16 protein-coding genes and 1 pseudogene are annotated in these 15156 nt (G+C 65.1%); 5 read left to right on the top strand and 12 right to left on the bottom strand.

Going from position 1 to position 15156, the window contains the following annotated elements; genetic code table 11:
• Window positions 1-13 precede the first annotated feature (13 nt).
• From OHA42_RS22775 to OHA42_RS22755, 5 genes are read right to left on the bottom strand one after another with little or no spacing between them, the layout of a single operon-like run.
• The gene (locus tag OHA42_RS22775) at window positions 14-907 is read right to left on the bottom strand and encodes a short-chain dehydrogenase/reductase (RefSeq protein ID WP_406229890.1); all 894 of its coding nucleotides are present in this window, start codon (window positions 905-907) and stop codon (window positions 14-16) included.
• Window positions 904-2367 (bottom strand): flavin-containing monooxygenase, encoded by a 1464-nt coding sequence (locus OHA42_RS22770; RefSeq protein WP_406229889.1) that lies wholly within the window; start codon window positions 2365-2367, stop codon window positions 904-906. Before OHA42_RS22770 ends, OHA42_RS22775 begins: the two co-directional genes overlap by 4 nt.
• Before the next feature lie 2 nt (window positions 2368-2369).
• A complete protein-coding gene (locus OHA42_RS22765; protein WP_406229888.1) occupies window positions 2370-3869 on the bottom strand; it encodes an aldehyde dehydrogenase family protein in 1500 nt (499 codons plus the stop codon).
• A 28-nt stretch (window positions 3870-3897) separates the two neighbouring features.
• Entirely contained in the window at window positions 3898-4974 is a 1077-nt protein-coding gene (locus OHA42_RS22760; RefSeq protein ID WP_406229887.1) for a PDR/VanB family oxidoreductase, read from the bottom strand.
• Window positions 4974-5867 carry a metal-dependent hydrolase gene (locus OHA42_RS22755; RefSeq protein ID WP_406229886.1) on the bottom strand — a complete coding sequence of 298 codons (894 nt, stop codon included), beginning with the start codon at window positions 5865-5867 and terminating at the stop codon, window positions 4974-4976. The genes OHA42_RS22760 and OHA42_RS22755 overlap by 1 nt, the downstream gene beginning before the upstream one ends.
• A 97-nt stretch (window positions 5868-5964) precedes the next feature.
• On the opposite strand from OHA42_RS22755, the gene OHA42_RS22750 reads away from it, so the two are divergent.
• Window positions 5965-6579: a TetR/AcrR family transcriptional regulator gene (locus OHA42_RS22750; protein ID WP_406229885.1), complete on the top strand. Its 615-nt coding sequence runs from the start codon at window positions 5965-5967 to the stop codon at window positions 6577-6579.
• Between the two features lie 106 nt (window positions 6580-6685).
• Here OHA42_RS22750 and OHA42_RS22745 read toward each other — a convergent pair whose 3' ends face one another.
• The 4 genes and pseudogenes from OHA42_RS22745 to OHA42_RS22730 form a co-directional block, all read right to left on the bottom strand.
• Window positions 6686-7570, bottom strand: coding sequence for an alpha/beta fold hydrolase (locus tag OHA42_RS22745; protein ID WP_406229884.1), 885 nt, complete (start codon window positions 7568-7570; stop codon window positions 6686-6688).
• 229 nt (window positions 7571-7799) lie between these two features.
• Window positions 7800-8158: pseudogene (locus OHA42_RS22740) on the bottom strand (Rv2640c family ArsR-like transcriptional regulator).
• Window positions 8159-8249: 91 nt separating this feature from the next.
• On the bottom strand, window positions 8250-8831 hold the full coding sequence (locus OHA42_RS22735; protein WP_406229883.1) for an HdeD family acid-resistance protein: 582 nt from the start codon (window positions 8829-8831) through the stop codon (window positions 8250-8252).
• Between the two features lie 83 nt (window positions 8832-8914).
• A complete protein-coding gene (locus tag OHA42_RS22730) occupies window positions 8915-9328 on the bottom strand; it encodes a VOC family protein (RefSeq protein WP_406229882.1) in 414 nt (137 codons plus the stop codon).
• A gap of 220 nt (window positions 9329-9548) precedes the next feature.
• Between OHA42_RS22730 and OHA42_RS22725 the strand changes: the two genes are divergently transcribed.
• The gene (locus OHA42_RS22725) at window positions 9549-10535 is read left to right on the top strand and encodes a glycosyltransferase family 9 protein (RefSeq protein ID WP_406229881.1); all 987 of its coding nucleotides are present in this window, start codon (window positions 9549-9551) and stop codon (window positions 10533-10535) included.
• A gap of 14 nt (window positions 10536-10549) precedes the next feature.
• Here OHA42_RS22725 and OHA42_RS22720 read toward each other — a convergent pair whose 3' ends face one another.
• On the bottom strand, window positions 10550-10873 hold the full coding sequence (locus OHA42_RS22720) for an ArsR/SmtB family transcription factor (RefSeq protein WP_406229880.1): 324 nt from the start codon (window positions 10871-10873) through the stop codon (window positions 10550-10552).
• Window positions 10874-11056: 183 nt separating this feature from the next.
• Between OHA42_RS22720 and OHA42_RS22715 the strand changes: the two genes are divergently transcribed.
• Both OHA42_RS22715 and OHA42_RS22710 read left to right on the top strand, forming a co-directional pair.
• A complete protein-coding gene (locus tag OHA42_RS22715; RefSeq protein ID WP_406229879.1) occupies window positions 11057-11776 on the top strand; it encodes a M23 family metallopeptidase in 720 nt (239 codons plus the stop codon).
• A 144-nt stretch (window positions 11777-11920) separates the two neighbouring features.
• Complete coding sequence (locus OHA42_RS22710; protein ID WP_406229878.1) at window positions 11921-13039, top strand: hypothetical protein; 1119 nt, start codon at window positions 11921-11923, stop codon at window positions 13037-13039.
• Between the two features lie 148 nt (window positions 13040-13187).
• On the opposite strand, the gene OHA42_RS22705 is transcribed toward OHA42_RS22710, so the two are convergent.
• Window positions 13188-13514: a hypothetical protein gene (locus tag OHA42_RS22705; protein WP_328400577.1), complete on the bottom strand. Its 327-nt coding sequence runs from the start codon at window positions 13512-13514 to the stop codon at window positions 13188-13190.
• 237 nt (window positions 13515-13751) lie between these two features.
• On the opposite strand from OHA42_RS22705, the gene OHA42_RS22700 reads away from it, so the two are divergent.
• Window positions 13752-14087 (top strand): RNA polymerase-binding protein RbpA, encoded by a 336-nt coding sequence (locus OHA42_RS22700; RefSeq protein WP_328400575.1) that lies wholly within the window; start codon window positions 13752-13754, stop codon window positions 14085-14087.
• Window positions 14088-14314: 227 nt separating this feature from the next.
• On the opposite strand, the gene OHA42_RS22695 is transcribed toward OHA42_RS22700, so the two are convergent.
• Window positions 14315-15097 (bottom strand): ABC transporter permease, encoded by a 783-nt coding sequence (locus OHA42_RS22695; protein WP_406239549.1) that lies wholly within the window; start codon window positions 15095-15097, stop codon window positions 14315-14317.
• Window positions 15098-15156 lie beyond the last annotated feature (59 nt).

Genomic DNA, 15156 nt, shown 5'->3' with positions numbered 1-15156 from the left:
CCTCGGACAGTGGTCATGATGCAGGCCGGCCGTTGCGCTGTTCGACCTCGCGGACCAGCGCCTGCACCCCGGCGTCGCGGGCGAGTCGGTTGTCCAGCACCACGTTTACCGCTCCGCGCAAGAGGGCGTACGGCTCCCAGCCGCTGGGGGCGATGGTCCGCGCGGCTCGCCGACCGATGCCGTCGGCAATGGTCTCGGCGGCCTCTGCCGCGGTGATTCGCACGTTGAGCGGCCATGGCAGCATGTCGCCGAGCGCGCGGCCCAACTCGTCTCGATCGAGGGTGTCGTGTGTCATGGCCGTCTCCACAACGCCGAAGTAGGCGACGCCGGCTGTAGCACCAACTGCGGCTAATTCGACCCGGAGCGCGCGCCCGAGTTGCTCGACGCCCGCCTTGCTGATCATGTACGGCGCACCACCCATACCGGGCGCGAAGGCAGCCGCCGACGAGACCACCACCACATGACCTTTCGCGGCGATCACGTGGTCGAGGGCCGGATGAACCGTATTGAACACACCGGTGAGATTGATGCCGATGACGCGGTCGAAATCGCTGCTGTCCATGGTTCGCAACGTCGCCGGACGCGGGACCACACCCGCGTTCGCGACTACGACGTCGAGGCGGCCGAACCTGGCCACTGCCTGCGCGATCGCCTTGTCCGTCGACTCACGATCCGCGACGTCCGCAGCGATCGCACAGGCGCGATCTCCGAGTGCTTCCGCCGCGATGCGGGCGGCGCCTTCGTCGATGTCCACCAGCGCGACCGAAGCCCCGCGGGCGTACAGGATCTTCGCCAGTTCCAGGCCGATTCCCTGCCCGGCTCCCGTAATCAGCACCGTCTTGCCGCGCACCTCATACGAGGTGCTACCGATCCAGCGCAGCGGGTTGAGCTGTCCTATGTCCATCATGCACTCACTTCATAGGAGCTGGCGTCGAATCGGCTTGTACGACTTCGGTATTCGAAACTCCAGTTCGGGTAGAGGCCGGCATTGTGGCCGTCCGGTGTCTGGTAGTAGCTGTGGCATCCGCCGGTGAGCCACACCGTCGAGCGGCTTCGTTCCTGCATCTCGTCGAGGAACGCCTCCTGCGCTTCCGGCCGTACCTCCACGCGGCGTGCGCCCTTGGCCCGCATCGTCTTCAATGCGTCCACGATGTAAGCGATCTGTGACTCGATCATGTAGATCGCGGATTGGTTTCCGGCCGCCCCGAAGGGCCCCAGAGTGAAGAAGAAGTTCGGGAATCCTGACAGGGCACTGCCGAGATAACTTTGCGGACGCTTCTCGTACAGTTCGGCGATGGTGACGCCGCCACGACCGGTGAATCGCCCGAAAGCCTGGGAGACAGGCTCGAATCCGGTGCCGTAGATGATCGTGTCGACCGGAATCTCGACGCCGCCGCGTGTCACGATCGAGTGTGCGCGCACTTCGGCGATGCCGTCGGTGACGACCTCGACATTATCTCGATCGAGAGCGGGCAGATACGCGTCGGAGAAGATCGCGCGTTTACAGCCGATCATGTAGTCCGGAGTCAGCGCCTTGCGCAGGTGCGGATCGCGGACCTGACGGCGCAGCTGCCACTTGCCGAGCAGCTCGTACGGGTGACGGAACCGTTTGTCCACGAACCCGATCAAGCCGAAGCCTTCGATCAATGTGTAGAAGCTACCCCGAATCGCTTTGCCTGCCAGTGGCACTCGGCGCAGCAGCTGCCGCTCCAGTCCGAGCGTCCTGCGGTCCATTCGCGGCACGATCCACGGCGCCGATCGCTGGAACAGGGTCAGCGCGCCGACCTTGGGCTGGATCTCCGGGACGAATTGCACCGCCGAGGCGCCCGTGCCGATTACCGCGACCCGCTCCCCCGTCAGATCATGCTCATGATCCCAGTGCAACGAATGAAATGCCCTGCCCTGGAAGGTCTCCAACCCGCGCAACGATGGGTATTTCGCCTCGCTGAAAACGCCGGTCGCGGAGATCAGGAAGTCCGCGGTGAAATCTCCGGTCACGGTGCTGACGCGCCATAGCGATTCCGCATCGTCCCACCGGGCATCGAGCATTTCCGCGCTGTAGCGGATGTGGCGCACCACATCGTGGGTCACCGCCACCGATCGGATGTACTGCAGGATCTCTTCCTGCCGGCCGTAGGTGCGCGACCATTCCGGATTCGGGGCGAAGGAGTAGCTGTACAAGTGCGATGGAACGTCGCATGCACAGCCCGGATAGGTGTTCGCCTGCCAGGTGCCGCCGAGGTCATCGGCACGTTCCAGAATCACGAGATCGTCGAACCCGGCTTCGCGAAGCTTTATCGCCAGACCGATGCCGGCGAAACCGGCCCCGACGATCGCAATGTGCCGGTGTTCAGTGTCGGTAGCCATGGTCAGGGGGTCCTTCCATGTAGCACCGAAACGAGTCGGTCGACGACGGTGTCGACCGCGGCGCTACGAGTGAACGTGGTGAGCGCGAGCGGTGACGGGAACCGTTGGCGCGTAGTGGCTTTCGCGTAGGTGAATTCCTTGAGTCCGTCGGGTCCGTGCACGCGACCGAACCCGGAGCTACCGACTCCGCCGAGGGGCAGTGTCGGAATGGTCGCGTGCGCGACAAAGGCATTGATCGACGTGCCACCGGATCGGATGCGATCGGCGATCTGCCTGCCGTTGCGCCGTGCGAATACGGTAGCGCCGAGGCCGTATTCGCCCGCGTTGACGCGCTCGACCGCCTCGTCCATGTCGCGCACCTTCGCGACGGTCAATGTGGGACCGAACGTTTCCTCGGTGACAGCCGACGAATCCTCCGGAACATCGACCAAGATCGTTGGTTGCACGAACTGCCCATCGATCGCTTCGGGCCCGCCCAGCAACGCAGTGGCACCACGCGATATCGCGTCTTCGATATGCCTGCGGATCACTGCTATCTGCTTCGGCATGGTGATCGGGCCGATCTTCGAATCGCCACCGCCCGCGGTGATTCCGCTCGCGTCCGCGACCAGCTTCGCTACGAACTCGGCGTGGACATCCGCGTGGACATAGATGCGTTCTACAGCCAGACATGTCTGCCCGGCATTCGACAGTCCGCCCCATACTGCCGCGTCCGCCGCGGCGTCCAGATCAGCGTCGGCGTCGACGATCAAAGCGTCCTTGCCACCACATTCCATCAGCACCGGCGTGAGGTTCTCCGCACACGCCGCCATGACCCGTTTGCCGGTGGCCGTCGAGCCGGTGAAGCCGATCTTGCCAACGGCACTGCGACACAACGCCGCGCCGGTCTCGGCGAGACCGGTAACCACCGACAGCACCGGATGTTCCGGCACAACAGCGTTGAATGCGTTTGCCAGCCATATGCCGGTGCCGGTGGCGTACTCGCTCGGCTTGAACACCACGGCATTTCCGGCTGCAAGCGCGAACGACAACGATCCCATCGGTGTGAACACCGGGTAGTTCCACGGGCCGATCACACCGACGACACCGAACGGCCGATACTCGACAGTCGCCTCTTGGTTGATCGCCAGCAGCCCCGGGGACACCGAGCGGCGGCTGAGCACCTTCTCGGCATTTGCGGCGGCCCACTTCAGGTGTTCGAGCGCCATCGCGATCTCGAGCTTCGCATCCGAAACGGGCTTGCCCATCTCGGTGTGGATGATCTCGGCCAATTCCGCGCGTCCGCGGGTGATCTCGGCCCGCCACGCGTCCAAGCGTCGACGGCGCTCGGTGCAGCCGAGCGCAGCCCACCACGCGCCGGCATCGTGAGCCGTCGCTACGGTCGCGTCGACGTCAGCGGCGGCATGCACAGGGTAGCTACCCACCGAACGCCCGGTAGCGGGGTCGTGGACCTCGAAGGTGGAAAGAGCTTGGCTCGCACCCGTTTTGATTGTTGCCGTCATGGACGTCGTTGCCCTTTCTACGCCGCGATCAGAGGTCGAGGACGAGTCGATCGTCCGCCGCGCGCGATACGCAGCTGAGCATGTGGGTGTCGCGCTGACCGTCGGTGAGCGTTCGGTCACGGTGATCCACGTCGCCCGCGAGCACCGTGACCTTGCATGTGCCGCAGAACCCTTGCTGGCAGGAGTAGACGACTCCGGGAAGCTCGCGCCTGATCGCGGCGAGTGCGGTCTCCTCGGCACCCACATGAACAGTCGCACCGGTGCGCGCCAGCTCGACGTCGAATTCCTTGCCGTCCACGACCGGGAGAGCCGAGAAACGTTCCGTGTGCAGCGAACCCGTCGGATTGACAGTGAACATCGCCTGCTGCGCGGCCGCCAACACGGGCGGCGGACCGCAGACGTACACCGCGGCGCCGGCCTCCGCCCGCGTGAGCAGTTCAGCGGCATCCGGGATGCCGAACTCGCTGTCGGGCCGAATGTCGAGCTCGCCGCCCCGCAGCCGCTCCAGCTCGCCGAGGAATGGCATCGTCTCGCGCGATCGGCCGAGATACACCATCTTCCAGCGAGCACCGGCAGCGTCGGCCGCCTTGACCATCGGCAAGATCGGCGTGATCCCGATACCGCCGGCCACAAAGAAATACGACGGTGCGTCGATGAACGTGAACGCATTGCGCGGCCCGCGCACTCGGACAGCGTCGCCCGGGCACAACGCATCATGAACCTCACGCGATCCGCCGCCACCGTCCGCAATGCGCCGGACGGCAATCCGGTAGCGGAAGCGGTCGCTGGGGTTGCCGCAGAGCGAGTATTGACGCTGGCGTCCGGAGGGCAGGAACACATCGAGATGCGATCCCGGCTTCCATGCAGGTAGCGGCCCACCATTCGATGCGGTGAACGTCAGACTCACCACATCCTCGGCCTCGATGCGAACGTCCTCGACGACAAGATCCAGTTCGAACCCGGTGCGACGCACCGGGTTCGACCGCGACAACAGAGATGCGGTAGACCCGGCAACGAAAACCCGCAGGTAAGCATCCATCACCGCGCCGAGGACACGCAGGGTCGCGGGCGGCGTGAATTCCGGTGCCACTGTGTCGGTTCCCATCAGTGGCCCGCTGCTCGCGCAGCGGGAGATCGGGCGAGGTAACGCAGCGCGGTGTCCATCGGGCCGAGCTGCGACGGATGGAAGCCCGGGCGCAGATAACGCGGCAGCTCGGTGAAGAACACCGTGAAGCTCGGGATGACACCGCGGACCGTGGCACTCACGAACTGCAGCGGCCACAGCCGCCCCTTGTTCGGCTCCGAGTCCTTCCGGTACAGATGGGCCGTTGAGACGATGAACAGTGGTAGCAGGGTCGCACTGGCGAGGGCTGCGGTGCGCGCCTTCCGCGCATAGCTGCCGTCGACGTACATGTAGGCGTCATAAACGACACTGCGGTGTTCGACCTCTTCGGCACCGTGCCAGCGGACCAAATCCAGCATCGTCGGATGCATACCCTTTTCCTCGAGGATGTCGGCCTCGAGCAGCCATTCGCCCAGCACGGCGGTGTAGTGCTCCATACCGGCGAACAGGCCGAGACGCTCTTTGAGCCAGGCGTCCTTCGCCCGGCCGGTCAGTCCGTGGTCACCCAGGATCCGGTCGACCAGCCACGCAATCTTTCGTACATACGATTCGACGTCGAGACCGATTGATTGCAGGTGGCGGCGGGCACCTTCGTGACTGCTCGCGTGCATCGACTCCTGGCCGATGAATCCCGCAACCTCTTCGCGTAGCCGCTCGTCCCGGATCAGCGGCAATGCTTCGGCCAGGCAGTTGGCCATCGCTCGCTCACCCTCGGGCAGCACAAGGTGCATGACATTGACGATGTGCGTGGCCAGCACCTCACCCGGGATGTAGTGCATCGGCACCGAGTCGAAGTCGAAGTGGACATCCCGAGCATTGATCGCATGCGCTTCATCGCTGTAGTGGTGCTCCGCTGCACCAGCAGTCTCAGCCATGCACCGAATGTACAGTGCAACATTTAACATTGCAATGTGGCAGCAACAAATAGCCTCTGCATGTTGCACAACGTCTATTTCTTGCTACGCTCGAGGCGTGATCTCCACAGCTGTGACCTCGACAAACAAGCCCGAGATCGATGATTCGGCGGAGTCTCGCATCCTGGATGCCGCTCTCATCCAGTTCGCAAAGGTGGGCGTCAAGAAGACGACGATCGAGGACATCGCACGACAGGCCGACGTCGATCGGGTCACCGTCTATAGGCGGATCGGCTCCCGTGACGATGTGGTGCGGGCGGTCATGACCCGCGAAGTAGAGTCGGCGCTGGCTGAACTCGACGCGATATCTGTGCGCAACAACGACGTCCATACCCTCGTCGCCGACATCTTCGTCACGGTGATCACCCGGTGGCGCACACACCCGCTGGTCAACCGGATGCTGGCACTGGAACCGGACCGCGTGCTCCCTCAAATCACCACCGATGGTGGGCCCGTGTTCACGATGTCGGTGGCAGCAACCGCTGCCGCACTGCAGGGCGCTGTTCGTAACGGACTGCTACCCGATGCCGCCGACCTGGATACCCGTGCGGAGATCGTTTGCCGCGTCGTTCACTCGTTCATCCTGCAGCCGCACACAACGGTCGCGCTCGAATCCGAAGATGCCCTTGGGGCATTCGCGCGAACGTATCTGGTGCCGATCATCACCGGATGACAGATTGCTTTACTGCGGCGACCGTCCTGGACCGATTCGAGACTCTCGATTCGCAAGGAGATCAGTTCGTGGGTGCCCACTCGGACGTTCGAGAAGTTCCACGTTGTCAAAGCTTGCGCCACTCGATGATCGCGGCAACGATCTCGTCGGCAGCATCCTCCTGGATGTAGTGCCCCGCGCCATCCAGCAAGACAGTTCGATGGTCCACGAATTGTTGCTCCCATCGGCGGCGTTCGGGCGCACGGAACGCGACGTCCTTCGTTCCCCACACCAGCAACACCGGACGGTCGCGCAGCACGGCCAGCCCCTGCTCGACTTCGGCGAGAAATGCTCTGCTGCGGAGGATTTCGCGAGGGAACACGTGCACCGGCCGGCGTGATTCCGGTGTCGGGAACGGGCCACGGTAGGCGTCCATCACCGCGTCGGACAGTTTCTTGCGCCGGACACCGGCCGGGATGATCCGTTCGACGAAGAAATTGTGGTGCAGGATCAGCCGGCCCCCGATCGGACCGCCCAAGAACCGTGAAAACGCCTGGGTACCCGGATCGGACTTGGGCCACGCCCACGTGTTGCCGACCACGAATGCAACGAACCGGTCGGGGTGCCGCGTGGCGACGGCAAATCCGATCGGGCCGCCCCAGTCCTGCACCATCAGTGTCACATCACGCAAGTCGAGCCGCGTGACCAGCTGTTCGACCACATGGGCATGCTCGGCGGGCGTGAATCCGTACCCAGGAGAAGCCTGCGAGAGTCCGAACCCGGGATAGTCGATCGCGATACAGCGGTACTGATCCCGCAACCCCTTGATCACGTCGCGGTAGAGGAACGACCACGTCGGATTGCCGTGCAGCAGGATCAGCGGCGGCCCGCTGCCCTCGTCGACATAGTGCACCCGCGAGCCGCCGATCTCTTCGAAGTGGCTTGCGAATGGGTAGAGCTCAGCAGGGATCCAGGCCGGTCCGGAAGGCGTGCCGGCGTTACTACTGTCCATCGCGCATCGTCTCCTTCCCACAGTGGTGGGTTCAACCGGAAGTCTGCTCCGATATCGGTCGCACTTGCCGCACTTCCGGAGTTCGCAGCCGAAGTAAGCCATTCCGCCCTACCCGCACGCCGGTGGGGCGGTTGTCCTCCCAGGACTCCTGGGTCGCCCCAGGCGAGATCTACTCGATTGGGGCGGCCGTCACCGGCCACGCCAGTTGCCGCAACCACGTCGCTGCCGGTTACCGGCAGCATTCGGGGTCGAGGACGAAACACAAGGCGGACAACGCATCTCGTCGTGCCGCATGGTGCACGCTCATCCCCTGGCGCGTCGACTGCACCAGCCCCGCGGTGCGCAATTGCCCGAGATGATGGCTGACCGTAGATTCCGCGAGCGCGACGGCCGCCGCCAGATCACGGGTGTTCGCGCTGCCGTCACGCTGCGCGAGCAGCACGACATCAGTTTCACCCGAACCGGATCCGCCAGCGCCTTCAACCGAAGGGCCACCTCGAGCGCGGCCCGGTCATCGACGGGCGCCGCGCCCACCGGCGCGCAGCAGATCGGTGCGGAGACATCGATCGTTGGCAACGCTTTCGGCATACCACCATCTTGACATATATCGAAATCCTGGAGGCCGGAGAAACGAATCCGGCCCGCACCACGGGCGCGGGCCGGACATTGCTTCGCGAGGTCAGAAGCCCCCTTGCAACCGCTTGGCGTCCCTGCGAACACCGAACGACGTGATGATCTCCATGATGCCGAGGACCACCAGCCAGATGCCGGCAACCCACGCCAGCGTCGCCACCGACTCGATCGGCCAGACGATCAGCACGATACCCGCGATCGCAGTGATCACACCGAAGAAACCGATCCAACCGCGCCCGGGCAGTCCCGGCTCGGAGATCGCGGCCATCGCCGAAGCCACCCCACGGAACAGCCACGCAATACCGATCCAAATGCCGAGCAACAGAATCGAAGCAAGCTCGTCGCGGAAACAGAAGACGCCGATCACGATCGACAGGACGCCGGTGATGAAGGAGAGCACGCGCATACCGGCACTCGCCGGTGCACCGAAGGCGGCCAGCAACTGCAGCACACCGGAAACCACCAGATAGATGCCGAAGATGATGCCTGCCACCAACAACGTCTTGCCCGGCCATACCAGAATCAGGACACCCAGGATCACCGAGAGGATGCCGGTGACCAGAACTGATTGCCATGCACTGCGAGCAAGCACTTGCAGCGGTCCCTCTACCACGCTGTTTGTCGTCATATCGAAATGCTAGGCCCTGCCGGCGCGGTTTTCTGACCATTTGCTGAACAACGCGCCGAGTGGTCACGGCCACCCGGATCCGCCTATTGAGCAGCGGGAGTTATGTTAACCATCCACGCGACGCCGAACTTGTCCGTGCACATGCCGAACTCGTCGCCCCACATCTGCTTCTCCAGCGGCACCGTCATAGCGCCCCCTTCGACCAGCTTGTCCCAGTAGCCGTGTAGTTCGGCGCTTTCGTCGCCGCTGAGGCTGATCGAAATGCTGCTTCCCGATTTGTATTCCATGCCGGGCGGGGTGTCGGAGGCCATCAGCGTGAACCCGCTCGGCGTCTCCAGCATGCCGTGCATGACCAGCTCCGCGCCTGGCGCTTCCTTGTCGCCGAACTTGCCGAACGTGTCGACTGACAGGGTTCCGCCGAACACCTCTCGATAGAACTCCAAGGCCACCTGGGCCGTGTCTCCGAAACTGATGTAGGGGTTGAGCCGGGAGACCATGGGACGCTCCTTGGGAGTAGGTTGCCGCCACCTGGGAGATTAGTCCCCGGACCGAGGCCGCGGCATGGATACCGGGCCTGTGGCATAAATAACGTCCGACTCGTCGACGTTTACTGCCAGAAAAGGCCGGGTAGTCATCCCTAAGTGACTCTCGTCGTGTGCACCACAGGTGCGCGCGTTCGGGTCGGGTTCGTGAGTCTCGGGTGGCTAGGAGAAGAGGGTGGCGGTTGTACTCGTGCTGCAGGCACGTGGCCTCGGTGATCTGCTCACCGCGGTCCCGGCGTTACGTGCGCTGCGCAGAGCGAGGCCCAACGACCACATCGTCTTGGCGGCGCCGCACCGGTTGAAGCCGATCGTCGACCTGATCGCCTCAGTCGACGCCATGGTGCCGACCGGTGAGCTCAGCGCATTCCGCTGGGACGGCCCGCCGCCCGAACTCGCCGTCAATCTGCACGGTCCGAGCGCCGAAAGCATCGTCACGCTCACCAAGACCGATCCCGGCCGCATCCTCACCTACCGCAACGCCGCCTTCCCCGACCTCGAGGGCCCGGAATGGCAGCCGGACATCCACGACGTCGAGCGCTGGTGTCATCTGCTCGAATCCGACGGCATCGTCGCCGATCGACGCAACCTCGGATTGGTGCCGCCGGTATCGACGACCAGCCATCGGGACTGCGTCGTCGTGCATATCGGTGCAGGCGCTGTGGCTCGGCGCTGGCCGCCGGACCGATTCGCCGCCGTCGTCCGCCATCTACTTGTGCTCGGCCGCGAGGTGGTGCTCACCGGCGACGAGATCGAACGGGATATCGCGTTGAATGTCGCCGCACGCGCAAGCCTGCCTACCAGGCGAGTGCTCGCGGGCGAACAGAACCTGATCGAGCTGGCTGCCACTGTCGCCGAGGCCGAACTCGTCATTTCCGGCGATACCGGCGTCGCGCATCTGGCCACCGCCTTCGGCACCAGGACGGTGCAGATGTTCGGCCCGACCCCGCCGCGCTGGGGCGGACCGCCCCCGCACCTGCTCGGCAGGCATGCGGTGCTCTGGGCGGGCCAGGTCGGCGACCCCGATGCCGACACCCCTGATCCAGGCCTGCTGCGGATCGGGGCCACCGAGGTGATCAACGCCGTCGACAAGCAGCTCACCAAGCGCACGTGGCCGGGCACCGGCACCGATCGCCGTCGCGCCACTTACCGCCGGGTGGGCTGAACACCCGCCTGCGGTCAGATTCCCTCTTCGGCCCGTGCGGTGCTGAGCGCGGCCGCGTACGCGGCCAGCGCGCTCGGCCAGAACTGTTCCAGATAGTCGCGTGCGTCGCCGAGCCCGCGCGGGTCGAGGGAATACAGCCGCCGGTTCCCGTCGCGGCGCACCATCACCAGCCTCGCTTCGCGCAGCACCCGCAGATGCTGCGAGACCGCGGAGCTACTCACTCCGACGGTGGTCGCCAGCTGACCGACGGATAACGGCGCCGTGGGCAACGACTCGAAGATCGCACGGCGAGTCGGGTCGGCCAGCGCCTCCAGCGCACGAACTCCGTTAGTGTCCACTTAAGTAGTGTGATCAACTAGCATCCGATCGGTCAATTCGGCCGATTCGAGGATTTCGCCAGGTCGGCTCGATTGTCACGCAGTTTCGTTATGCACTTGTGATCAATCAGCAGGGCTTTTGTGCCAGTGTGACGGTAACCACATGATTGCGGCACCCGCATCACGCTCCCGTACGTTCGAAGCATGCCCGTGACCGTTCCGTTATCAACCAGCCGTACCCGCCGATACCGCGTCGCCACCCGAGCAGCCGCCGTCACCGCGATCGTCAGCGCCGCATTCGGCGTGCTGGCCGCAACTGATCACCATCAGGCCGATGCGACTTCCGCAGGCCAGCTCATCGCAGGTAAGTCCCCTGCTGTGATGACCGACGCCGAAGCCCGCAACGCCGTTCAGTTCATCTCCTTCACACCGCCCGAGGCACCGACGCCGCAGGTCGTGCCCGAGGCCGTGATCTGGGAGCAGAACCGGATAGCCGCCGAAGCCGCCGAAGCCGCCCGGCCGCACACGGTCCGCCCGATCTTGGGCGTACTGACCTCCAACTTCGGCATGCGCTGGGGCGCACTGCACGCAGGCCTCGACTTCGCCGACCCGATCGGCACCCCGATCGCGGCCGTCACCGACGGCACCGTCATCGAGGCAGGCCCCGCCTCGGGCTTCGGCCTGTGGGTGCGCGTCCAGCAGGACGACGGCAGCATCGGCGTCTACGGCCACGTGAACGACATCCTGGCCGAGGTCGGCCAGGATGTCCGCGCAGGCGACGTCATCGCCACCGTCGGCAACCGCGGCTTCTCCACCGGCCCGCACCTGCACTACGAAGTGCACCAGCCGGGCGTCGGCCCGGTCGACCCGATGCCGTGGCTTGCCGCTCGCGGCATCGACGTCGGGCACGCGGCCGACGACTGAGTCGCCCCGAATAGTCCAGCGGCGTTCGCGAGTCGATGAGGAGCTCGCGAACGCCTCCGGTTCTTCCCCTAATACTGCGGTATCAGCCGCGAATGGCGCTGTAGCGGGACGTGTTCGAGCGGCGCCGATTCCTACCGTCGGTGCATGCCGACGATCGACATCGACTCCGCAGCCAGGGATACCGCGCCCCGGCACCGCCGCACCCCGACCCGCGTCCGCCCCGCAGGCCGACTGCACCGCCCGCTGCTGTGGATGGTGGCCTCGATGGCCGCGCTCATGCTGGTCTCGGTGGGCGGCATGATCATCGACGACCGGATCTTGCTCGGCGAGTCGGTCTGGCTCAAACCCTTCAAGTTCGGCTTCGCCTTCATGCTCTACGGCTTCACGCTGGCGTGGCTGTTGTCGTTGCCGCACAAGGGAAGTCGGGCCACCTGGTGGCTGGGCACGGTGTTCGCGATCACCGGATTCGCGGACGTCGGCTTCATCGCCGTGCAGGCCGCACGTGGCACCTTCAGCCACTTCAACAACTACAGCACCGACACCGTGAACTCGATCGGCCAGCAGGTGTTCATGTCCGGCGTCCCCGGCCTGTTCCTCGCGAATCTGATTATCGCGCTGATTCTTTCGTGGCAGCGAATCGTCGACCGGCCGATCGCGCGTGCCATTCACGCCGGCCTGGCGCTGGCCGTCGCGGGGATGGCGATCGCCTACCCGATGGGATATACGGGTAAGCAGCGCGTCCGCGATGCGAACGGCAACATCGTGGAACTCATCGCCGGACACACCGTCCTCGACGACGACGCCGCACGCTCCGCGAACGTGCCCCGCGACGGCATGGGCGGTATGCCGATCACCCACTGGAGCACGATCGGCGGCGACCTACGGGTGCCGCACTTCGTCGGGCTGCACGGTATCCAGGTGTTGCTCCTCGCGGCCTTCGCATTGGCCTATCTGGCCCCCCGGCTGCCATGGCTGCGCACCGAACGTGCGCGCACGGCGGTCATGGGCGTGCTGGCCCTCGGCTACGCCGGGATGCTGTCGATCGTGACCTGGCAGGCCATGCGGGCGCAGTCGCTGATCCACCCCGACAGCGCCACCCTGGCCGCCACCGGTGGGCTCGCGGCAACCATGGGGCTGCTGCTCACTGCCATCTATCTGCGCAATCGCGCAACCGAAATCGACCGGGCAGACGATCCCACTCAGCCGCTCGCCGCCATCGCCAAGTCTCGACTCCGCACACCGGGTGCTCAGCCGCTCGGCTGAGTCATGCGCCACCGTGATCCCCGATCGCCAGCCGAACTACTCCCCGGCCTGCGGAGTCGTTCGGCTCGATTCGTGCCGAGACAATCGCGCCACCGTGCCCACGCGGCCTCGGCGCGCAACACTCCGACTCCGCCGTGCAGACCAGGAATCAGCGCAAGCGTTCGGCGTCCCGGGTCAGCTCGAGCAGCGTCGTGCTGAGAACCTTCAGCTCCTCGGTGTTCGCGCCCTCACCGATCGCGGTAGCGACGTCCTCCGCGGCGCATCTCGCGGCGAACCAGCGGTCGGCCAGATCCGCCGCCTCCTGTGCGCTGAGCACAACGGAGTCGTCGGGAATCCCCGTCCCCTTCAAGCTGTTGCGGTGTTCGTAGGCGCGTTGGCGACACGATTGGCGGCAGTACCGGCGACGACGTCCGGCCTCCGATTCCACGATCTCCCGCCCACACCACAGGCAGGACACCAGCAAGCGGCGCGACATGAGGCAGAACATTAGTGGTCGGTCCCACTGAATGAACCTGGAGGTCCCCAGGAGTGGCGACACCACGGCCGTGGCACAGCCAGTACCGCGCACCGACTACAATGGAACGGTTCACCGTCGCCGTGTCGGGAACTATTAGCGCAGGCCCGTTCGTTGCACATAAGGTCCAGCGAGCGCGAGCTCGTCCGGACACGGTCGCAGCGCAACAAGACTCGAGCACCTAGGGAGAGGCACACCATGGCAGATCGCGTACTCCGGGGCAGTCGGCTCGGAGCGGTGAGCTACGAGACCGATCGCGACCACGACCTGGCTCCGCGGCGGATCGCTCGGTACAAGACGGACAACGGCGAGGAATTCGACGTGCCGTTCGCCGACGACGCCGAGATCCCCCCGACCTGGCTGTGCCGTAACGGCCAGGAAGGCACCCTCATGGAGGGCACCACCCAGGAGACCAAGAAGGTCAAGCCGCCGCGCACCCACTGGGACATGCTGCTGGAGCGTCGCAGCAAGGACGAACTCGAGGAACTGCTCAAGGAGCGCCTCGACCTCCTGAAGACCCGTCGGCGCGCCTAGGTCGCAGACCCCGCACATCGACGAAGGCCGCTTACCTCGAATTCGTTCGAGGTAAGCGGCCTTTCGCGTCTCCGGAACATTGCTGCCCGGCTGCCGGCCGGAGCCATGCACAACAGCAACCGGTCTGCCGCATTCCTCGGCAGGCCGGTTGCGCGCTGTTCAGCACGATGAGGTGCTCGTTTACACACGACGACACCTACCGCGGCAGTGGCCGACCGCTCGATCGGCTAGTGGCTCGCGACCTTCCGGTAGCGCAGCAGGGCCAGCGGGACGACGATGGCAAGGATCAGCAGCGAGCAGCCGACGGCGTACTCGATGCAATGCTCGGCCGCCCAGCCGGTCGGGGGGACGAACGAGGGTGGCGCGCCGTTGTCGAACAGCTTTCGGCCCGCAGCCGAGACCGCGGTGATCGGGTTCCATTCGGCGACGGTGCGCAGCGGGCCGGGCAGTGCCTCTGCGGAGATGAAGGCGGAGGAGATGAACGTGAGCGGGAAAAGCCAGATCAGGCCCGCGCTCTGGGCTACCTCGACGGTCGGCGAGAGCAGACCGGTGAGGGCGCCGACCCAGGACATCGCGAAGGCGAACAGCAGGATCACCCCGAATGCCAGTGCGGCGTCGGCGATCCCGCCATTGATCCGCCAACCGACCGTATAACCGCACCCGACCATCACGGCCAGGCTCAGGATATTCACTACGAGGTCGGACAGAGTGCGGCCCATCAGCACCGCGAGCCGTGACATCGGCAGCGTACGCATCCGGTCGATGATGCCCTTGTGCAGATCGCCTGCGAGCCCGACGGTCGTGAAAGCCGCATTGAAAGCGACCGTCTGGGTGAAGATGCCCGCCAGCAGGAATTCGCGATATTGGCCGCCACCGAGCGAAGCGCCGAAGATGTACGCGAAAAGGAACACGAACATCAGCGGCTGGATCGTCGCCGTCACCAGCAGCGTCGGCACCCGCAGGATGGTCAGCAGGTTCCGGTAGGCGACGATCGCGCTGTCCCGAATGATTCGCGCCCGCGGCTCATGCGTAATCCCGTGGGTTGCTTCTTCTTTCGCCGTGGACGGCG

The organism is Nocardia sp. NBC_01009, from assembly GCF_045208035.1.
Classification (GTDB): domain Bacteria; phylum Actinomycetota; class Actinomycetes; order Mycobacteriales; family Mycobacteriaceae; genus Nocardia.
Note: the sequence above shows the minus strand (reverse complement) of the source record. Positions and strands in the feature narration are given on the sequence as shown.